Raw genomic sequence first — 20,060 nt, forward strand, 5'->3', positions numbered from 1 at the left:
GCCGTATCCTGCACGATTGCGGCCGGATCGCCTAAGGTCCGGTTAAGCGTCCGGGTCCCGGTCGATCCGCAGGACGATCCAGGCGAGGACGAGACGCGCGATGGCGCCCATGGCGATGAGCCCTGCCAGCGCGCTCGCCAGCAGCGGGAACCCGGCGGGCCAGGCCAGCAGGGCGGCGGCGAACAGGACGGCCCCGAGGCCGGCGGCCGGCCCGAAGGCCAGCACCAGCGAGGGCAGGCCGGCGATCCGGGGCGGGCCATCCCCGCGCCGTGCGAGCCAGGCTCCCGCCGCCTGCGCCAGACCGTCGAGGATCAGCGCCCCGGCGAGCGCCCCCGCGGCCCAGCCGTTGCGCTCGGGCGCGGACCAGGCGAAGGCGCCGGTCAGGCCCGCGATGGCGAGGCTCGCGAGGAGCGCCCGGCCGGGCGACGGCAGGGTGGTGCGCGAAACGGTCTCCTCGACCACGGGACACGGACCTCGATCTTGCGCGGGCACCCCCGCATTCGCCACGATTGACGCGGTTTTGCGAGGGCCGTACCACGACGCCCTGTGCTTGTCGCGAACGCAGCGCGCGCGGGGTTTCAGGTCCGGCCAGGGAGGCAGAGACGGCGATGTACAAGGCTCAGACGCGCGGAATCAGCGTGACGGTGATGCCACGCTTCGTCGAGGAAGAATCGTCGCCGGCCGAGAGCCGCTACTTCTTCGCCTACACGGTCGAGATCGTGAACAACGGCTCGGAGCAGGTGCAACTGCGCTCCCGCCACTGGCGCATCGTCGACGGGCGCGGGGAGACCCAGGAGGTCCGCGGCGCCGGGGTCGTCGGCAAGCAGCCGGTGCTCGAGCCGGGCGAATCGTTCAGCTACACCAGCGGCTGCCCCCTCACCACGCCGGACGGCCTGATGGCCGGCAGCTACACCATGGCCACCCATGGCGGCGAGAGTTTCGAGGCGGAAATCCCGGCCTTCTCCCTCGATTCGCCCCACGTTCGACGCAGCGTGCATTAGGGCCATGTCCACCGAAGGCCCGCGTCCGGAGACCCTCGACTGGCTGGCGCGGCTCGTGGCCTTCGACACCGAGAGTTCGAAATCGAACCTCGCGCTCATCGACAGCGTGGCGGCCTCCCTCGACGATCTCGGCGTGCCCTTCATCCGCGTGCCCAACGCCACCGGCGACAAGGCGGCCCTGTTTGCCACCATCGGGCCGAACGTCGACGGCGGTGTCGTGCTCTCGGGCCATACCGACGTGGTGCCGGTGACGGGCCAGGCCTGGAGCGCCGACCCCTTCACCCTGCGGGTGGCGGACGGGCGCGCCTACGGGCGCGGGGCCGTCGACATGAAGGGCTTCTGCGCCCTGGCGCTCGCGGCGATCCCGCGCTTCCTGGCCGCCGACCTCAAGCGCCCGATCCACATCCTCCTGTCCTACGACGAGGAGACGACCTGCCTCGGCGTCGCCGACACCATCGCGCGCTTCGGCGCCGACCTGCCGCGCCCGGGCGCGGTGATCGTCGGCGAGCCCACCGACCTCGAAGTGGCCGACGCGCACAAGAGCATCGTCACCTACCTCACCACCGTGCACGGCCACGAGGCGCATTCAGCCAAGCCGATGCTCGGCGCCAACGCCGTGATGGCGGCGGCCGACCTCGTCTCGGAGCTGAACCGGATCGCCGACGCGATGATCGCGCGCGGCGACGCCTCGGGGCGCTTCGACCCGCCCGCCACCACCGTGCATGTCGGCACCATCGCGGGCGGCACGGCCCGCAACATCCTGCCCAAGGTCTGCACCTTCCACTGGGAGTTCCGCGGCCTGCCCGACCTCGACATGGGCGAGATCCCCGCCCTGTTCGAGGCCAAGGTGCGCAGCGTGCTGCGCGACCGGCTCAACCGCTACGGCGATTACGGGCGAATCGAGACCCTGGAGGAGGTCTCGGTGCCGGGCCTCGCCCCCGAGCCGGGCTCGGCGGCCGAGCGGCTGGCGCTCCGGGTGGCGGAGCGCAACCACACGATCTCGGTGCCCTACGCCACGGAGGCGGGGCGCTTCCAGGTCGCCGGCATCCCCACCGTGGTCTGCGGCCCGGGCTCCATCGACCAGGCGCACCAGCCGGACGAGTACATCACCCTGGCGGCTTTGCGCGCCGGCGAGGCCTTCATGGACCGGCTCATCACCGAATGCGTGGCACCATGACGGCCTTCGTTCCCCGGACCATCGCGGCGGACGGGCCGGTGAAGCTGCGCCCGCTGGAGCGCGAGGATCTGATGTTCGTGCATCAGCTCAACAACAACGACAGCATCATGCGCTACTGGTTCGAGGAGGCCTACGAGTCCTTCGCCGAACTGGCGCAACTCTACGAGCGCAACATCCACAACCAGACGGAGCGGCGCTTCATCATCGCCAATTCGGAAGGCGCGCCCGCCGGCCTCGTCGAGCTCGTGGAGATCAACCATCTGCACCGGCGCTGCGAATTCCAGATCGCGATCCACCCGGCCTTCCAGGGCCAGGGCTACGCCCCACGCGCCACCCGCATCGCCATGGACTACGCCTTCAGCGTCCTCAACATCCACAAGCTCTACCTGCACGTGGACAAGGACAATGCCCGCGCGGTGCGGATCTACGAGCGCTGCGGATTCGAGCCCGAGGGCATCCTGAAGGACGAGTTCTTCGTCAACGGCAAGTACCGCGACGCGGTGCGGATGTGCCTGTTCCAGCCGGCCTATCTCGCCCGCCGGGGCGGCGGCGACATCGCCGATCCGGTGCTGAAGGCCTGAGCGCCGGGCCTCCGCGTAGAGGTCCGGCGCCATTTCAGGTCATTCGATTTTGCCTTGCGATCAGTTGCGGCCCGCGCCGCCCTGCCCGCCTGTACGCTCGCCGGCACCGCCGCCATTACCCATGCCGCCGCCGGACTTGCCGCCCTGCGCGCCGGAATTCATGCCGCGCTCGGCGCCCCCGCTCCGGTTGCCGGTGTTCATGGTGCCGCGCTCGGCGCCGCCCGAGCGGTCGGCCGCGTTGCGGATGCCCGAGCCCTCGGTCCCACGGTCGCGGTTCATGCCGCGCTCGGCCGAGGCGCCGTTGCGGCCGCCCTGCTGGCGGGTATCGGCATTGCGGATGCCGTCGCGCGACTCGCTCTGGGTCGAGCGGACGTTTCGCGTGTCGCGCCGCTCGTCGGTGCGGGACGAGACGGCCTTGCCGCGGAAGCCGCGCTCCTCGAAGCGGGCGCCGACGGTGACGCCGCGGCGCTCGGTCACCGTCAGGCGGCGGTACTCGGGCGAGCCGTAGAGCACGCGCTGCCCGCGTACGACGACGTAGCGGGTGCCGGGACGGCGGGTCGTCGTCTCCTCGACGCTGACGAGGCGCCGGTACTGGGGCGAGCCGTAGAGGACGCGCTGGCCCCGGATGGTGACGTAGCGCCGACGCGAGCGCTCGACGACGCGGTCGCCGCCGCGATGCTCGACGGTGACGAGGCGGCGATATTCCGGTGAGCCGTAGACCACGCGCTGGCCACCGATGAACACGAAGCGGCCCGAGCGGCGCCCGCCCTCGAAGCGCTCGCTGCGCGTCTCGCTCCGCGACTGGACGGAGACACGGTCGCGCTGCTCGCGGCCGCCGACGCGGTCCTCGCGGGAGGACGTGCGCGTCGCCCGGTCATCGGAACGGTCGCCGCGCGCGCCATCCCGGTCACCGCGCTGCGCGCTGCGGCCCTGCGAGTCCTTGTCCCGAGACGCCTTGTCCTGAGAATCCCGGCCCTGAGAATCCCGGGCCGCCGTGTCGCCACGGCCGCCGGTCTCCATGCGGCCGCCCTCGCGGCGTCCGCCGGCCTCGGCCCGGCCGCCCATCTCGCCGCGGGCGCCTGAGGCCCCCTCGCCGCCACCCTGGTTCCGCGCGGCGGCCCCGCCGCGCGCACCAGCCTCGCCACCGGCGCCACCCGCCTGGCTGGCGCCCTGCGCATAGGCCGACGTCGTCATCAGCAGAGCCGTCAAACCGACCACGAAAGTTTTCATCGACGTTCCTCCAGGACTCTTGTTGAGCACATTTGAGAAACTCGAAACGTCGAACCCTCAGAAACGGTTCAATCGAAAACTTTGAAGTCGAGCGAAGCCATCTACGCTGTACTGCAACATACTAAGGCCAAGCTTGGTTCTGAGATGACAGTTCTTGTCGTCCGGGCCCGAATTCAACCGTTCGATCGGCTGGCGACGTCCGGAGCGGCAACGTCAGGCGAGGACATGCCCTGCGCTGCAACCTCCGCTTCCACCGCCGCCGGATCGAGGTCGTAGCGCCGCGAGCAGAACTCGCAGGTGATGCCGATCCGGCCGTCATCGGCGATCATGTCCCGGCGCTCCTGGGGCGAGAACGAGGTGATCATGCCCATCACCCGCTCGGGCGAGCAGCGGCACTGCTCGCGCACCCCCTGCCCCTCGAACACCCGCACGCCGCGCTCGTGGAACAGGCGGTAGAGCAGGCGCTCGGCCGAGACCTCGGGGTCGACGAGCTCATGGTCCTCGATGGTGGAGACGAGGCTGCGCGCCTCGACCCAGGCATCGTCCTCGGGCATCCCATGCGCGTCGAGGTGGACGTGGCCCTCGGGGATGTCGCCGGGCGGCAGGTCGGCCAGGCGCGCGCGGTCGATGGATTGGGGCAGGAACTGCACCAGCAGGCCGCCGGCCCGGTAGGTCCGGGCGCCGCCGGCATATTGCTCGGCCACCGCGAGGCGGACCTGGGTCGGGATCTGCTCCGACTGGCGGAAATACTGGTGCGCCGCCTCCTCCAGGCTCTGGCCCTCCAGGGCGACGACGCCCTGGTACCGGCTGCTGGTCGGGCCCTGGTCGATGGTCATGGCCAGGTGCCCCTGCCCGATCAGGTCTCCGTCCTGCAGCGGGCCGGCGCCGAGGGCCTCCACCCGGGCGGTGTCGAAGCGCGCGGTGGCGCGCAGGCGATCGGGCGCCTCGAAATCGACGACGATCATCGCGACGGGGCCGTCGGTCTTGGTCTGGAGCTGGAAGCGGCCTTCGAACTTCAGGGACGAGCCGAGGAGCACGGTGAGGGCCGCCGCCTCGCCGAGGAGGCGCGCCACCGCGTCGGGATAACCGTGGCGTCGCAGGATGATGTCGACGGCGGGGCCGAGACGGACCACGCGGCCGCGCACGTCCAGCGCCTCGACGGCGAAGGGCAGCACGACGTCGTCGTCGCCCTCGATGAGGAGGGGGGCGACGGGTCCGGCGGTCGTTCCAGCAGGCGTTCCAGAAGTCATGGCAGCTCCGATCGGGCTCGACGAACGCGAGGGCCGGGCCACGGACCACGCGACCCCTCGGGGTCGGGATCATGGTCAGGGGATCGCCGAGGGAAATCGGCGGCGCACCGGTCGGAACGGCCGCGCTCGTCGCGCGGCCGCGCCCAACCCTCGGGCAGGGATTAAGCCCTATATAGGCATCCGGGCGCGGCGGCGCGACAGGGTCGGGCCGCGGCGCTTGGCAGATGCCGTCCGCTGTCCTCAGAGGCCGTGGGCCCGCAGGCACCAGGCGAGGATGCCCTTCTGGGCGTGCAGGCGGTTCTCGGCCTCGTCGAAGATCACCGATTGCGGCCCGTCGATCACCTCGGCGGTGACTTCCTCGCCGCGATGGGCCGGCAGGCAGTGCATGAAGATCGCGTCCTTGGCCGCAGCCGCCATCAGCTTGGCATCGACCCGGTAGGGCGCCAGGATGTTGTGGCGGTGCTGGTCGTCCTCGTCACCCATGGAGACCCAGCAATCGGTGACCACCGCGTCCGCCCCGTCCACGGCCTCGTAGGCGTCGGTGGTGACGTTGACGGCGGCGCCCTGTGCCTTCGCCCAGTCGAGGAGCGGCTGGGGCGTCGACAGTTCCGGGGGGGCGGCGATGTTGAGGGTGAAGTCGAAGCGCGCGGCGGCGTGCACCCAGGAGGCGAGCACGTTGTTGGCGTCCCCCGACCAGGCCACGGTGCGGCCCCGGATCGGCCCGCGATGCTCCTCGAAGGTCAGGAGGTCGGCCATGATTTGGCAGGGGTGCGAGACCTTGGTCAGGGCGTTGATCACCGGCACGGTGGCGTACTCGGCCAGTTCCAGCATCAGGCCGTGGTCGAGGATGCGGATCATGATCGCGTCGACGTAGCGCGAGAGCACCCGGGCGGTGTCGCCCACGGTCTCGCCGCGGCCGAGCTGCATCTCGCTGCCCGTCAGCATCAGGGTCTCGCCGCCGAGTTCGCGCATGCCGACGTCGAACGACACGCGGGTGCGGGTCGAGGGCCGGTCGAACACCATCGCCAGAGTCTTGCCGATGAGGGGACGGTCCTCGGCCAGTTCGCCCTTGCGGCGGCGCGCCTTGATGCGGGCGGCGGCGTTCAGAACCGTGCGCAGCTGCTCGGCCGAGAAATCCTTGAGGTCGAGGAAGTGGCGGGTTCCGTGGCCGGTCCCGTTCAGTGTCGTGGTCATCGGTCCGTTCTTCGTGTGCGTGGTCCCGGTTCGGGCGGTTCCGGTCGAGGCTGGCCCGGTCCGGGCAGGTCCGGCGTCGCGGCCGGGAGGGCGGGCGGCGGTCCGGCTACTCGGCGGCGCCGCGCAGGCGCGTTCCGAGGCGCCCCGCCGCCGTGTCGAGGCGGGTGACCGCCTCGGCCACGTCGGCCTCCGTGATGATCAGCGGCGGCAGCAGGCGCACCACGTTGTCGCCCGCCGGGATCACCAGCAGGTGCGCGTCGCGGGCGGCGGCCGCGAACTCGGTGTTGAGCACGTGGAGCTTGAGGCCGAGCATCAGGCCCTCGCCGCGGATGTCGGCGATGACGGTCGGGTGCCGGTCCTGCAGGGCGGCCAGGCGCTGCTTCAGGATGAGGCCCATGCGCTGGACATGGTCGAGGAAGCCCTCGGCCAGCACCACGTCGAGGACCGCGTTGCCCACCGCCATGGCGAGCGGGTTGCCGCCGAAGGTGGTGCCGTGGCTGCCCGCGGTCATGCCGCGCGCGGCGTTCGCCGTGGCGAGGCAGACGCCCAGCGGGAAGCCGCCCCCGATGCCCTTGGCCGCGCTCATGATGTCGGGGGCCGCCCCCGACCACTCGTGCGCGAAGAGCTTGCCCGTGCGCCCGACCCCGGTCTGGACCTCGTCCATGATCAGCAGGATGCCGTGTTCGTCGCAGAGCGCGCGCAGGCCGCGCAGGCATTGCGGCGGCACCGGGCGCACGCCGCCCTCCCCCTGGATCGGCTCGATCAGGATCGCGGCCGTCTCCGGGCCGATGGCCGCCCGCAGGGCGTCGTGGTCGCCGAAGGGCACCTGATCGAAACCGTCGACCTTCGGGCCGAAGCCCTCGATGTACTTCTGCTGACCCCCGGCCGCGATGGTGGCCAGGGTCCGGCCGTGGAAGGCGCCCTCAAAGGTGATGATCCGGAAGCGCTCCGGGTGGCCGCCGGCGGCGTGGTACTTGCGCGCCATCTTGATGGCGGCCTCGTTGGCCTCGGCACCCGAATTGGCGAAGAAGGCCACGTCCGCGAAGGTCGCGTCCACGAGGCGCCGGCCGAGCCGCTCGCCCTCCGGGATCTCGAACAGGTTCGAGGTGTGCCAGAGCTTGCCCGCCTGCTCGGTCAGGGCCTCCACGAGGTGCGGATGGGCGTGGCCGAGCGCGTTCACCGCGATGCCGGCGCCGAAGTCGAGGTATCGCTCGCCCCCGCGTGCCTCGAGCCATGCGCCCTCGCCGCGTTCGAAGGCGATGGGAGCCCGGGCATAGGTCGGCAGAAGGGCGGATGTCACGATCCCGTCTTCCCGTGTCTCGCGGCGGCGCTTCGGCAGCGCGACCGCACCAAATGAAAGTGCCGCCTCGGATGGGGCGGCACGCGCGCGATTACTAGAGAAATGTCCAATTCTGTCAACGACAGACCGGGTTCACATCCCTGACATGCCTGCCAATTAGGCTGTCGTGCGCGGCACGCGGTCCGCTCTGCATCCTGCCTTGCACCCTGCGCCCGGAAGTGCTCAGAGCCGCGTCAGGCCGGACACGCCGACGCCGGCCGCCCACGAGAGGAACGACGCAGCATGAGCACCGTCACGGAACGCCTGGAGGCCCTCGGCCTGACCCTGCCGAAGGCGGCCGCCCCCGTCGCGAACTACGTGCCGTTCGTGCGCAGCGGCAACCTCGTGGTGATCTCGGGCCAGATCTGCTTCGGCGCCGACGGCAAGATCGCCGCCGCCCACATCGGCAAGCTCGGGGCCGAGGTCTCGGCGGAGGACGGCATCGCCGCGGCCCGGCTCTGCGCCCTCAACGTGCTGGCCCAGGTGCAGGCGGCGGTGGGCGACCTCGAGCGCGGTGTCGTGCAGTGCATCCGCCTCGGCGGCTTCATCAACGCGGTCCCGACCTTCGCGGGGCTGGCCGGCATCATGAACGGCGCCTCGGACCTCATGGTGGAGATCCTGGGCGACCGGGGCCGCCATGCCCGCTCCACCGTCGGCGTCGCCGAACTGCCCCTCGACGCGGCCGTCGAGGTCGAGGCGATGTTCGAGGTCAAATGACCCCGAACGCCCCCGACTGGCTCACCGCCCGGCCCATCGCCCATCGCGGCCTGCACGACCGGCCGGCCGGCGTGCCCGAGAACACGGCTGCCGCCGCCGAGGCGGCGATGGCCGGCGGCTATGCCATCGAGTGCGACGTGCAGCTCAGCGCCGACGGCGAGGCGATGGTGTTCCACGACGAGACCCTGGGCCGCCTGACCACGGCCCAGGACGCGGTCGGCGCGCGCCCCGCCGCCGCCCTCGCGGCGCTGGCGGTGGCGGGGAGCGCCGAGCGCATCCCGACCCTGCCGGATTTCCTCGCCCGGATCGGCGGGCGCGCGCCCCTCGTGATCGAGGTGAAGTCGCGCTACACCGGCGACCTGCGGCTCGCCGAGCGCGTCGCCACCCTGGCGACCGCCTATGACGGCCCGGTGGCGCTCAAATCCTTCGATCCGCACGTCGTCGCGGCCCTGCGGACCCTGGCGCCGGAGCTTCCGCGCGGCATCGTCGCCGAGACCCGACAGGAGGATCCCGCCTACGCGACGCTGGCGCCGAGCCTGCGGCGCGCGCTCTCCGACCTCCTGCATTTCGACGAGACCCGGCCGGATTTCCTGTCCTGGCGGGTGGACGACCTGCCCTGCGGGCCCGCATTCCTGTGCCGGCTCCTGGGACAACGGCCCGTGATGACCTGGACGGTGCGCAACCCGGACCAGCGCCGCCACGCCGAGGCCCATGCCGACCAGATGGTGTTCGAGGGATTCCGCCCCTGAGGATCCGGGGCGCCCCCTGCGACGGCGAGGGGCCCCGGCCCGCCCTTGGCCCGCCGGGTCCCGGGGACTAGATTGCCCGGCGATGATGAACCCCGGCGAGACACATCGGTCCGGCGAGCGTTCCGGGTCCGGCGAAGAGCCCGGCGCTCCGGCCGAGACCGTGACGGAGCTTCAGGTGCGGGCGGTGCCGGGGCTCGCCGGGATCCCGGCGGCGGAGTGGGATGCCTGCGCCACCTCGGCCGAGACCCTCTCGGGGGGTGACGAGACCCACAACCCCTTCGTCTCGCACGCCTTCCTGTCCTCATTGGAGGATTCGGGCTGCGTCTCACGAAAAGTCGGCTGGCTCCCCCTGCATGTGGCGGTGGAGCGCGAGGGCCGCCTCGTCGGGGTGGCGCCCTGCTACCTGAAGTCCCACAGCCAGGGCGAGTACGTCTTCGATCACGGCTGGGCGGACGCCTACGAGCGCGCGGGAGGCAGCTACTACCCGAAGCTCCAGGTCAGCGTCCCCTTCACCCCCGTCACCGGCCCGCGCTTCCTCATCGCGCCGGGACAGGACGTGAACGAGGCGGCCTCCGCGATCGTCGCCGGCCTGCGGGCGTTGCGCACCGAGACCAAGGCCTCCTCGATCCACGTCACCTTCATGCAGGAGCGCGAGTGGGACCAGGCCGGGGCTCTGGGCTTCCTCCAGCGCGTCGACCAGCAGTTCCACTGGGACAATGCCGGCTATGCCAGCTTCGAGGATTTCCTCGCGGTGCTGGCCTCCCGCAAGCGCAAGGCGATCCGGCGCGAACGCCGCGACGCCCTCGCACCCGGCATCACCATCGAGCACGTCACCGGCGCCGACCTGACCCCCGCCCACTGGGACGCGTTCTACGAATTCTACGCCGATACCGGCGCGCGCAAGTGGGGCCGGCCCTACCTGAACCGCAAGTTCTTCGGGCTCATCGGCGAGCGCATGCCCGAGCGAGTGCTCCTGGTGATGGCCCGGCGCGAGGGCCGCTTCATCGCCGGTGCCATCAACTTCATTGGGGATGTGGCTCTCTACGGCCGCAACTGGGGCTGCGTCGAGGACCATCCCTTCCTGCATTTCGAGGTCTGCTACTATCAGGCCATCGATTTCGCCATCGCGCGGGGGCTGAAGCGCGTGGAGGCCGGGGCCCAAGGTGAGCACAAGCTCGCTCGGGGCTACCGCCCGGTCCTCATGCACTCGGCCCACGACATCGCCGACCCGGCCCTGCGGCGGGCGGTGGCCGATTACTTGAGGCGCGAGCGCGAACACGTGCTGGAGGCCGCCGAGGTTCTGGACACGCTGACGCCGTTCCGGCGGGAATCCTCGGACGGATCTTGCGACGGACCTTCGGGCCGGGCGGTATCCGACTTGCCTGGGCCCGCGCCGGAGGCCAATGCTTCCGATCGACCACCGCCCGCCGACGAAGCGCCGCCCGCCGACGAAGCGCCGCCCGCCTCCAACGAGGCGCGAGAGCCCAAGGACGATCCGTGAGCCCCATCGACCGCATCAAGAGCTTCGCCGACGACCTCGTGGCGATCCGCCGTGATTTCCACGCCCACCCCGAGCTCGGCTTCGAGGAGGTCCGTACCTCCGGCATCGTGGCCGAGGAACTGACGCGCTACGGCATCGCCGTGCATCGCGGCATCGGCGGCACCGGGGTTGTGGGCGTGCTGGAAGGGCGCACCGGGTCCGGCCGGCGGATCGCCCTGCGCGCCGACATGGACGCGCTGCCGATCGAGGAGGAGACCAACCTGCCCTACCGCTCGACGGTGCCGGGCAAGATGCACGCCTGCGGGCATGACGGGCACACCACGATGCTGCTGGGCGCGGCGCGCTACCTCGCCGAGACCCGCGACTTCGACGGCACCGCCCTGTTCGTGTTCCAGCCGGCCGAGGAAGGCCAGGGCGGCGCCCGCGCGATGATCGCGGACGGGCTGTTCGAGACGTTTCCCTGCGACGAGATCTACGCGATCCACAACCAGCCCAACGGCCCGCACGGCAAGATCAAGCTGCGCCCCGGCCCGGCCATGGCGGCCGCCGACTTCTTCGACATCCGCATCGCCGGGCGCGGCGCCCACGCGGCCCAGCCGCAGCAGGGCATCGACCCGATCGTGGTCGGCTCCACCCTGGTCCAGGCCCTGCAGTCGATCGTCTCGCGCAACGCCGACCCGCTCAAGAGCGCGGTGCTCTCCATCACGCAGTTCCACGCGGGCGCGGCCTACAACGTCATTCCGGAGGGCGCCCACATCACCGGCACGGTGCGGACCTTCGATGCGGACCTGCGCACCCTCGTCACCACCCGCATCCGCGAGATATCCGCGGGCATCGCCGCGGCCTACGGCGCCACCATCGACGTCGACATCCGCGACGTGTTCTCCGTGCTGATGAACAGCCCGGAGCATGCGGCGGCGGCGGCCGAGATCGCCCGCGAGCTGTTCGGTCCCGAGGGCGTCGACGACCAGTCGAAGCCCCGCATGGGCAGCGAGGATTTCGCCGACATGGTCGCGCGGGTGCCCGGCGCCTATGCGTGGATCGGCTCGACGCCGGGCCCCGGCCTGCACAATGCGAGCTTCGACTTCGACGACAGCATCATTCCCCTCGGCTCGGCCTTCCTCGCCCGCCTCGTCGAGCGGCGCACCGCCGCCTGAGGCGGCCCGGACGGCGGCCCGCCGCCACGCAACCGCGTGCCGCGAGGGCCGCCAGGGATCCGCCGATGGACATCTACGAACTGACCCCGAGGGCCGCCGACGGCACTCCCTATCCGCTGGCCCAGCACCGGGGATCGGTGATCCTGATCGTCAACACCGCCTCGAAATGCGGGTTCACCCCGCAATATGCCGGGCTGGAGGCCCTGGCGCGGAAGTACCGATCGGCGGGCCTCGTGGTGCTCGGTTTCCCCTGCAACCAGTTCGGCGCCCAGGAACCGGGGGACGCCGCAGAGATCGCCGCCTTCTGCAGCCTGACCTACGCGGTCGGCTTTCCGGTGCTCGCCAAGGTCGCGGTGAACGGACCGGGGGCCGACCCGGTCTTCGCCCACCTCACCCGCGCCAAGCCCGGGCTCCTCGGCAGCCGCGCCATCAAATGGAACTTCACCAAGTTCCTCGTCGGCCGCGACGGCCGGGTCATCGCGCGCTACGCACCCTCGACCAAGCCCGAGGCCCTCGAGGCGGTGATCGCGGCTGCCCTTTCCGAGCCCGCGCCGTAGGCTTCAGGCGCTTGCCGGTGCGGGACTTGCCGCTGCGGAACTTGCCGGTGCGGCATCGGCCGTGGCGCTCGCCCGCGACTGGACTTCGATGAACACCCGCGTCACGTCGGGGTCGCGCGCCTTCAGCCGGGTCTCGATGCGGGCCACCATGGCCTCGATCTGCCCGGCGCTGAGGGTGTCGTCCATGTCGAGGCTGACGTTCACCAGGATGTCGGAGGGGCCGAGATGCTGGGTCAGCACGGTGTTGACGTGATGGACACCCGCCTCCCCGCGCACCACCTCCCGGATCGCCGCGACGAGTTCGGGGTCGGCCGCCTCGCCGATGAGGAGGCCGTGCGTCTCGATCATCAGGAAGATCGCCATCCCCACGAGGATCAGGCCGATGCCGATCGAGGACCAGCCGTCCAGGGACGGCATGTCGAGGATGTGGGCGAGGACCACGCCCGCGAGCGCCACCACGAGGCCCATCAGCGCCGCCACGTCCTCCGCCAGGACCGTGAACAGGGACGGATCCTTGGAGCGGCGGATGGCGGCGAGCGGCGGGCGGCTGCCCTTCTCCGCCCAGAACGCCTTCAGGGCGACGAAGCACGAATAGCCCTCGGCCAGCACCGCGAAGCCCAGGATCGCCACGTTCACCCAGAAGCCCGAGAGGTGGTAGCCGAGGAACGTCGCGTCCGCCGCAGGCTCCGGGTGCTGGAGCTTGTGGATGCCCTCGTAGATCGCGAAGGCGCCGCCGCCGAGGAAGATGAACAGCGCGACGATGAAGGCGTAAAAGTATATTTCGCGCCCGTAGCCGAAGGGATGCGTCGTCGTAGCCGGGCGCTGCGCGCGCTTCATGCCGATCAGCAGCAGGATCTGGTTGGTGGTGTCCACCACCGAGTGGACGCCCTCCGCCAGCATGGCCGAGCTGCCCGTGAGGAAGGCCCCGACGAACTTGGCCGCCGCAATGGCAAGGTTGGCGCCGGCCGCGGTGTAGATGGCGCTGGTGCTCTCGTGGGCCATGCGGGGCGGGTCTCTCAAGGCTGTGCGGGCGGGCGCCCGGTGGCGTGGCCCCGGCGCGCTGCACCGCGAAGCGCGTCTCCGGGCGAGCGCCTCCAGGCAAGCGTTGCCGCTGGGGGCAAAGCGCAAGCAACGCGCCGGCCGGCCGGAAGGTTCGCCGCACACGGATCATTCGGCGCTCCCGTTCGTGCGGAAGCCGGGATCGGGCCAAGCGGGCCTGCGCGCGGTGGACGCGGCGCACCGGCCTGTGCATCGTGCGCGCCGATCGCACGAGCCAGACCCGGAGCCGGCCGCCATGACCGACACGCACCCGCCCGCTTATGACCCCGACAACATCTTCGCGAAGATCCTGCGCGGAGAGATTCCGGCCGAGCGCGTCTACGAGGATGCCGACACCCTCGCCTTCATGGATGTGATGCCGCAAGGGGACGGCCACACCCTGGTGATCCCCAAGGCCCCGGCGCGCGGGCTCCTCGACGCGGACCCGGATTCCCTCGCCGCCGTTGCGCGCACCGTGCAGCGCGTCGCCCGCGCGGTGAAGGCGGCCTTCGCGGCCGAGGGCCTGACGGTGTTCCAGTACAACGAGCCGGCGGGTGGTCAGACGGTGTTCCACCTCCACGTCCACATCGTGCCACGCTTCGAGGGCGTACCCCTGCAGCGTCACACCGGCGGCATGGCCGACAAGGCGGTGCTGGCGGAGCACGCCGACCGCATCCGGGCGGCGTTGGCGGCCGGATGAGGCGCGGGTTCAGGCGGCGCTGGCCGGCGGGCTGGTGAGCAGCCGCCGCAGGGCGGCGTTCTCGGCCTCCAGTTCATTGATCCGGCGCACCAGGGCGAGCATCGACGCGGTGTCGTCCGGCGCCGTCACCGGGGCCGCCAGGGGCGCCGGTGCGACGGCCTGCGGCGCCGGGATCGCCTCGTCCGCGAAGGTCACGCCGATGCCGTCGGCCCGGCGCCAGCACAGGCTGGCGCGGTAGGTCTTCTCTTTCTGCGGGATGTAGAGGTCGAAGCCCTCGGGCAGGGTCGAGGTCTCGGTCAGGGCGAGGCGGGCGCCGGAGGCGGACAGGTCCCGCACCAGGCAGTCCATGGACGAAGCGCCCTTGTTGAAGATGATCCGCCCCTTGAGGAACGTCTTCTGGCGAACTTCCCTGCGATGCTCCGACATGGCCTTCTCCGGCAAGGGGTCGTTCTCCGGCTCCGGGGCCCCCAACGATGGCCGACCCTGGCACGGCGCCCCTTAAGGAATGATCGCCAGAATCCGCGACCCGGAGCGGTGCGATCCGGCCGGGCTCACTGGAAGCGCGTGTCCATGGTCTGGAACAGGTAGAAGCCGTTGAAGCGCACAGCGGTCTCGGCGGCCCGGTCGTCGAAGTCGGACGGCGCGTCCGCCGGATCGTCGAGCTTGCCGCCGAAGGCCCAGCGCCCGTTCCCGAGGAAGGGCGGCACGGCCCGGCTCTCCGGCACGGCGCAGCACAGGCCCTCGACGCTCCTGAGGCAGAAAACGTTGTAATTCTGCATCGGTCAACCTCCGATTCGCCCACCTAAGCTACGCCCTAGGGTGCCAATCGGACAGCACTGTGTCGATCAGGTCTCCGGAACGTTGCGGGCGAGTTCCGCCAGCCAGGGCTCGGCGCTGCCGTCGGAGGGCGCACGCCAGTCCCCACGCGGCGACAGCGCCCCGCCGGCCGAGACCTTCGGCCCGTTGGGCAGGGCCGAGCGCTTGAACTGGCTGAAGCCGAAGAAGCGCTTGAGGAACACGCCGAGCCAGCGCCGGATCTCGGGCAGGTCGTAGGCGCCGCGCTCGGGTTCGGGGAAGTCCGGCGGCCAGGCCCCGGCGCCCGCATTCCCCCAGGCGTGGAGCGCCAGGAAGGCGATCTTCGAGGGCGGGAAGCCGTAGCGGAGGGTGTAGAACAGGTTGAAGTCCTGGAGCGCGTAGGGGCCGATCACCCCTTGCGTGCTCTGGGGCTTGGCGCCGGCCGCCACCGGCACCAGTTCGGGCGAGATCTCGGTGTCGAGGATCGCCGCCAGGGTCGCGCCCACTTCCGGCGCGAACTGGCCGGTGCCGATGACCCAGCGGATGAGGTGCTGGATCAGGGTCTTGGGCACGCCGGCATTGACGCCGTAATGGCTCATCTGGTCGCCGACGCCGTAGGTGCACCAGCCGAGCGCCAGCTCCGACAGGTCCCCGGTGCCGATGACGATGGCGCCGTTCTGATTGGCGAGGCGGAACAGGTAGTCGGTGCGCAGGCCCGCCTGCACGTTCTCGAAGGTGACGTCGTAGACCGGCTCGCCGCGCCCGAACGGGTGGTCCATGGCGGTGAGCATCACCGTGGCGGCCTCGCGGATGTCGATCTCGCGGGCGGTCGTGCCCAAAGCCGCCATCAGCGCGTGGGCGTTGGCCTTGGTGCCCTCCGAGGTGGCGAAGCCCGGCAGCGTGTAGGCCAGGATGTTCGTGCGCGGCAGGCCGAGGCGGTCGAGCGCCTTGGCCACCACGATGAGGGCGTGGGTGGAATCGAGGCCGCCCGAGACGCCGATGACCACCCGCTTCGTGCCCGTCGCCTCCAGGCGCTGGGCGAGGCCCGCCACCTGGATGTTGTAGGCCTCGTAGCAGTCCTGCGCGAGGCGGCCCGGATCGGCCGGCACGAAGGGGAAGCGTTCCAGGCGGCGCATCAGGCCGAGATCGCCGGCCGGCGGGGCGAGCCGGAAGGGGATGCGCCGGTAGGTGAGGGCCCGTCCGCGTCCGGAATCGTCGAAGCTGCCGGCCTGGAGGCGCTCCTGCGCCAGCAGTCCGAGGTCGATGTCGGCGAGCGTCATCACGGGCTCGGCGGAGAAGCGCGGGCCTTCCGCGAGGCGCACCCCGTTCTCGTCGATGCTGGTCTGCCCGTCCCAGGACAGGTCGGTGGTGGATTCCCCCGTGCCGGCGGCCGCGTAGACGTAGGCGCAGAGGCAGCGCATCGAGGCCGCGCGGGTCAGCATCGCGCGGGACTCCGCCCGGCCCACCGTGATCGGGCTGCCCGACAGGTTGGCGAGCACCGTGGCGCCGGCCAGCGCCGCGTCGGTGCCGGGGGAGGCGGGGACCCAGAGGTCCTCGCAGACCTCGATGCCCAGCACGAGGTGGGGCACGTCCTCGGCGGAAAACAGCAGGTCGGTGCCGAACGGCGCGTCCAGGCCGCCGATCCGGATGGTCTCCCCCGCGATGCCGGCGCCGGAGGCGAAGTGGCGCTTCTCGTAGAATTCCCGGTAGTTCGGCAGGAAGCTTTTCGGAACGACGCCGAGCACGCGGCCGCGATGGATGGCGAGCGCGCAGTTGTAGAGCCGGTGGCCCCAGCGCAGGGGCGCGCCGACGACGAGGACGGGTCGGAGCCCCTCCGATTCGGCGACGAGGCGGGCGATGGCCGCCTCCACCGCGTCCAGCACCGTCACCTGCAGGAACAGGTCCTCGATGGCGTAGGCCGAGACGCAGAGTTCCGGAAACACCGCCACGGCCGCGCCGGCCTCGTCGCAGGACCGGGCGAGGGCGAGGATCCCTTGCGCGTTGCGGGCGGGGTCGGCCGGATGGCTGCGGGTGGTGCAGGCGGCGACCCGGGCGAAGCCGTGCCGGTAGAGGGAGCGGAAGTCGGCCATGGAGGCTGAGGGTGTGGCGGCCGGGGCTTCGAGCGCCGAGGGGCTGGACAAGGGGCGGGGCTCCGGGCTGGTCGGGCCCGCACCTTAACCCCTGCCGCCATCCGCCTCCAGGGCAAGCCGGTTCCAGCGCAAGCCGCTTCCGAGGCAAGCCGCCTCCCGGGCATGCGTCGCGGACACGGGTCGGCATGATGGCTCGCATCCGATGGGCCGGGGCAAGCGTCTGTTAACGACGATGCCGCTAACTCTTGGCCGAACCGCGCCGCTCCCGGCGGCGGACCCGTATTGAGTACATCCGGCCAATCATGCGCGCATCGGGACGGCTTCCCTACTCCCATCGTGATCCTTCGCGTCCCGTTCGGGGCGGCGACCGCCTCGGCCTGTCGATCGGCGCCCTCGCGCACCGGTTGATGAACCTGCGGGCGACCCTCTCGCGCCGCCTCGCCGGCCCGCCGCAGCGGCCGGACTACACCGTGGCCACCACCCGCCCGACCCCGAGCTGGATGACGAGCCCGCAGGCCCTGGTCGGCCGCAACGAGGTCGGCCTCGCCTTCCGGCCCGCGCCCGCGATCCAGGCCTGGCCCGCCGGGATCTTCGACGACCGCGCTACCCTCGACATGATCCCGCGCCGCGCCGCCCCGTCGGCCCGGTTCGACGAGGGCCTGATGGAGGGCGAGACGCCCGCCCCGCGCGTGCTGATCCGGACCCCGCGCCGCCCCGCCGCGATCATGCCCGAGATGGGGGAGATCCCCTCCGCCGGCCCCGCCGCGCCGGTGCCGGAGCTGGGCCCGGCCGTGCGCTACACCCGCACCCCCGACCCCGTGCTGCACGAGCGCCGCCAGCGCGCCCTGGACGCCGAGCGTGCCGCCCGCGCCCAGGCCCACGCGGAGGCGGAAGCCGAGGCGCTGCGCCTGCAGGCCGAGCAGGAGGCCCTGCGCGCGGAGGCCGAGGCGCAGGCCGCGCAGGCGGCGCAGGCCGAGGCCGCGCAAGTGCCCGAGCCCCTCTGGCGCCAGCCCTTCGTCGCGCCCCCCGGCGTCCGCTTCTTCCGCAGCCCCGATCGCCGCCAGGGCCGCCCCAGCGCGGAGGCTCCGAGCGCGGAAACGCCCAGTGCGGACACCTCGGCCACCGAGGCCGCCGTGATCGAAGTCGCGCCCGTTCCGGAGCCGGTGATCCTCGACGACCGCGATTGGTCGGACGTGCCGGACTGGTCCGAGGTCCATGCCTGGTTCGACGGCCGCGACGGCGCCGCCCTCGACGCCTGGTCGGCGATCCAGGCCGAGGCCGCGCCGCTGCCCGAGGCTCCTGCCGGGGACATGTCCGAGATCCCCGCTATCGAGGCCGTCGAGTCTCCCGAACCGGTCGCCCCGGTCGCCGCGTTCGCGCCCGCTCCGCTCTCCGCACATGCCCCGGTCCAGGTCGCGGCCTATCGCCTGGAGCACGTGGTCCGGTTCGAGACCTTCGGCCCGCCCTGCCCCGTCGAGGGCCAGGACAACGCGCTCCCCGCCCCGGCGCCGGTTCGTCCCGCCCCGCTCCACGCCATGGCGGCCCGCGCGGCGATCCGTACCGGCCGGCCGGCGGCACCCGCCCCGTCCGTGACCGCAGAGGTTCTGCCGGCAGTTCCGGCCCCCTCCCCTGCCCTGTCGGTTGCGAGCCCGTTCGTGCCGGTGGCGCCCTTCGTCCCGGCCCCCCGCGCCGCCGCGCCGGCCTTCGTGCCGACCACGATCCCGCCGCGCCCGGTGCTGCTGCGCAGCCCCAAGAGCGCCCCGGGCGCCGAGCCGGAGGCCCCCGCACCGATCCCGGCCGAGTCGCCGGAGGTCGAGGCACCCGAGATCGATTCACCGGAAGTCCTGGCGTCCGAAGTCCTGGCGTCCGAAGTCTTGGCGTCCGAGTTCGTCGGACCCGAGGTCGAGGCCGCCCCGGAGGCCCCCCCCGCCGGGCCGCTGCCGGCCGTCCACATGCCGCGCGCGATCCTGCCCGAGCGCCCGCTCCTCATCCCGGCCGGCCGGCACGTGCCGATGTCGTTCGTGGAGAACGCCGACTACGAGCATCCCTCCCTCGAACTCCTGGCCGAGCCGCCCCTGAACGACACGGAGGAGGTCGATGCCGACGTGCTCGAGCAGAACGCCCTCAACCTCCAGCAGACGGTCCAGGATTTCGGCGTGCGCGGCGATATCCTGGCGGTGCGCCCGGGTCCGGTCGTGACGCTCTACGAGCTGGAGCCGGCGCCCGGCACCAAGTCGAGCCGCGTGATCTCGCTCTCGGACGACATCGCCCGCTCCATGTCGGCGGTCTCGGCCCGCGTCGCGGTCGTGCCCGGCCGCAACGTCATCGGCATCGAACTGCCCAACGACACCCGCGAGACCGTCTATTTGCGCGAGCTCCTCGCCTCGGCCGACTTCGGGATGAGCAAGCACAAGCTCGCCCTGTGTCTGGGCAAGAACATCGGCGGTGAGCCCATCATCGCCGATCTGGCCAAGATGCCCCACCTGCTGGTGGCCGGCACCACCGGCTCGGGCAAGTCGGTGGCCATCAACACCATGATCCTGTCGCTCCTCTACCGGATGAAGCCGGAGGAGTGCCGCCTGATCATGGTCGACCCCAAGATGCTGGAACTCTCCGTCTACGACGGCATCCCGCACCTGCTCTCCCCCGTCGTGATCGACCCGAAGAAGGCGGTCATCGCCCTCAAATGGGCCGTGCGCGAGATGGAGGAGCGCTACAAGAAGATGTCCAAGATCGCCGTGCGTAACATCGACGGCTACAACGCGCGCATGGCGGAGGCCCGGGCCAAGGGTGAGACCATCACCCGCGAGGTCCATACCGGCTTCAACCGCGAGACCGGCCAGGCCGTCTACGAGACGGAGGAGATGGACCTCTCGGCGCTGCCCTACATCGTGATCGTGGTCGACGAGATGGCCGACCTGATGATGGTGGCGGGCAAGGACATCGAGGGCGCGATCCAGCGGCTGGCGCAGATGGCGCGCGCG

The 20,060-nt window shown here is 71.5% G+C and carries 19 protein-coding genes; 10 read left to right on the forward strand and 9 right to left on the reverse strand.

Features of this window, described 5'->3' with window-relative positions; genetic code table 11:
- Nucleotides 1-42: 42 nt before the first annotated feature.
- On the reverse strand, nt 43-462 hold the full coding sequence (locus tag MKK58_RS17150; RefSeq protein WP_243913203.1) for a hypothetical protein: 420 nt from the start codon (nt 460-462) through the stop codon (nt 43-45).
- Nucleotides 463-608: 146 nt separating this feature from the next.
- On the opposite strand from MKK58_RS17150, the gene apaG reads away from it, so the two are divergent.
- The 3 genes from apaG to speG are packed head-to-tail and all read left to right on the forward strand — an operon-like array spanning nt 609 to nt 2,759.
- Nucleotides 609-1,001: a Co2+/Mg2+ efflux protein ApaG gene (gene apaG / locus MKK58_RS17155; protein ID WP_238278946.1), complete on the forward strand. Its 393-nt coding sequence runs from the start codon at nt 609-611 to the stop codon at nt 999-1,001.
- 4 nt (nt 1,002-1,005) lie between these two features.
- Nucleotides 1,006-2,178: an acetylornithine deacetylase gene (gene argE / locus MKK58_RS17160; RefSeq protein ID WP_243913204.1), complete on the forward strand. Its 1,173-nt coding sequence runs from the start codon at nt 1,006-1,008 to the stop codon at nt 2,176-2,178.
- The gene (gene speG, locus MKK58_RS17165; protein ID WP_243913205.1) at nt 2,175-2,759 is read left to right on the forward strand and encodes a spermidine N1-acetyltransferase; all 585 of its coding nucleotides are present in this window, start codon (nt 2,175-2,177) and stop codon (nt 2,757-2,759) included. Before argE ends, speG begins: the two co-directional genes overlap by 4 nt.
- A 60-nt stretch (nt 2,760-2,819) precedes the next feature.
- On the opposite strand, the gene MKK58_RS17170 is transcribed toward speG, so the two are convergent.
- From MKK58_RS17170 to MKK58_RS17185, 4 genes are all read right to left on the reverse strand, one after another.
- Complete coding sequence (locus tag MKK58_RS17170; RefSeq protein WP_243913206.1) at nt 2,820-3,989, reverse strand: hypothetical protein; 1,170 nt, start codon at nt 3,987-3,989, stop codon at nt 2,820-2,822.
- Nucleotides 3,990-4,162: 173 nt separating this feature from the next.
- Nucleotides 4,163-5,239: an Hsp33 family molecular chaperone gene (locus MKK58_RS17175; RefSeq protein ID WP_243913207.1), complete on the reverse strand. Its 1,077-nt coding sequence runs from the start codon at nt 5,237-5,239 to the stop codon at nt 4,163-4,165.
- Between the two features lie 240 nt (nt 5,240-5,479).
- Complete coding sequence (gene argF, locus MKK58_RS17180; protein WP_243913208.1) at nt 5,480-6,433, reverse strand: ornithine carbamoyltransferase; 954 nt, start codon at nt 6,431-6,433, stop codon at nt 5,480-5,482.
- A gap of 106 nt (nt 6,434-6,539) precedes the next feature.
- On the reverse strand, nt 6,540-7,733 hold the full coding sequence (locus MKK58_RS17185; protein ID WP_243913209.1) for an aspartate aminotransferase family protein: 1,194 nt from the start codon (nt 7,731-7,733) through the stop codon (nt 6,540-6,542).
- Nucleotides 7,734-8,015: 282 nt separating this feature from the next.
- On the opposite strand from MKK58_RS17185, the gene MKK58_RS17190 reads away from it, so the two are divergent.
- From MKK58_RS17190 to MKK58_RS17210, 5 genes are all read left to right on the forward strand, one after another.
- Complete coding sequence (locus MKK58_RS17190) at nt 8,016-8,489, forward strand: RidA family protein (protein WP_243913210.1); 474 nt, start codon at nt 8,016-8,018, stop codon at nt 8,487-8,489.
- The gene (locus MKK58_RS17195; protein WP_243913212.1) at nt 8,486-9,238 is read left to right on the forward strand and encodes a glycerophosphodiester phosphodiesterase family protein; all 753 of its coding nucleotides are present in this window, start codon (nt 8,486-8,488) and stop codon (nt 9,236-9,238) included. Before MKK58_RS17190 ends, MKK58_RS17195 begins: the two co-directional genes overlap by 4 nt.
- A gap of 85 nt (nt 9,239-9,323) precedes the next feature.
- Complete coding sequence (locus MKK58_RS17200; protein ID WP_243913243.1) at nt 9,324-10,739, forward strand: GNAT family N-acetyltransferase; 1,416 nt, start codon at nt 9,324-9,326, stop codon at nt 10,737-10,739.
- Nucleotides 10,736-11,896, forward strand: a complete 1,161-nt coding sequence (locus tag MKK58_RS17205; RefSeq protein WP_243913219.1) for a M20 aminoacylase family protein — start codon at nt 10,736-10,738, stop codon at nt 11,894-11,896. The genes MKK58_RS17200 and MKK58_RS17205 overlap by 4 nt, the downstream gene beginning before the upstream one ends.
- Before the next feature lie 65 nt (nt 11,897-11,961).
- Nucleotides 11,962-12,453 (forward strand): glutathione peroxidase, encoded by a 492-nt coding sequence (locus tag MKK58_RS17210; RefSeq protein WP_243913220.1) that lies wholly within the window; start codon nt 11,962-11,964, stop codon nt 12,451-12,453.
- Nucleotides 12,454-12,456: 3 nt separating this feature from the next.
- Here the strand turns inward: MKK58_RS17210 and MKK58_RS17215 are convergent, their stop codons facing one another.
- Nucleotides 12,457-13,455, reverse strand: coding sequence for a cation diffusion facilitator family transporter (locus tag MKK58_RS17215; RefSeq protein WP_243913221.1), 999 nt, complete (start codon nt 13,453-13,455; stop codon nt 12,457-12,459).
- Between the two features lie 292 nt (nt 13,456-13,747).
- On the opposite strand from MKK58_RS17215, the gene MKK58_RS17220 reads away from it, so the two are divergent.
- Complete coding sequence (locus MKK58_RS17220; RefSeq protein ID WP_243913222.1) at nt 13,748-14,191, forward strand: HIT family protein; 444 nt, start codon at nt 13,748-13,750, stop codon at nt 14,189-14,191.
- Nucleotides 14,192-14,200: 9 nt separating this feature from the next.
- On the opposite strand, the gene MKK58_RS17225 is transcribed toward MKK58_RS17220, so the two are convergent.
- From MKK58_RS17225 to MKK58_RS17235, 3 genes are all read right to left on the reverse strand, one after another.
- Nucleotides 14,201-14,617 carry a PilZ domain-containing protein gene (locus MKK58_RS17225; protein ID WP_243913224.1) on the reverse strand — a complete coding sequence of 139 codons (417 nt, stop codon included), beginning with the start codon at nt 14,615-14,617 and terminating at the stop codon, nt 14,201-14,203.
- Between the two features lie 125 nt (nt 14,618-14,742).
- Nucleotides 14,743-14,970, reverse strand: a complete 228-nt coding sequence (locus tag MKK58_RS17230) for a hypothetical protein (protein ID WP_238281012.1) — start codon at nt 14,968-14,970, stop codon at nt 14,743-14,745.
- A 66-nt stretch (nt 14,971-15,036) separates the two neighbouring features.
- Complete coding sequence (locus MKK58_RS17235; RefSeq protein ID WP_243913244.1) at nt 15,037-17,076, reverse strand: NAD(+) synthase; 2,040 nt, start codon at nt 17,074-17,076, stop codon at nt 15,037-15,039.
- Nucleotides 17,077-17,378: 302 nt separating this feature from the next.
- Between MKK58_RS17235 and MKK58_RS17240 the strand changes: the two genes are divergently transcribed.
- Nucleotides 17,379-20,060 (forward strand): DNA translocase FtsK (locus MKK58_RS17240; RefSeq protein WP_409565262.1); only part of this gene is annotated, 2,682 nt, incomplete at its 3' end.

This window comes from Methylobacterium sp. J-078 (assembly GCF_022829285.1).
Classification (GTDB): Bacteria; Pseudomonadota; Alphaproteobacteria; order Rhizobiales; family Beijerinckiaceae; genus Methylobacterium.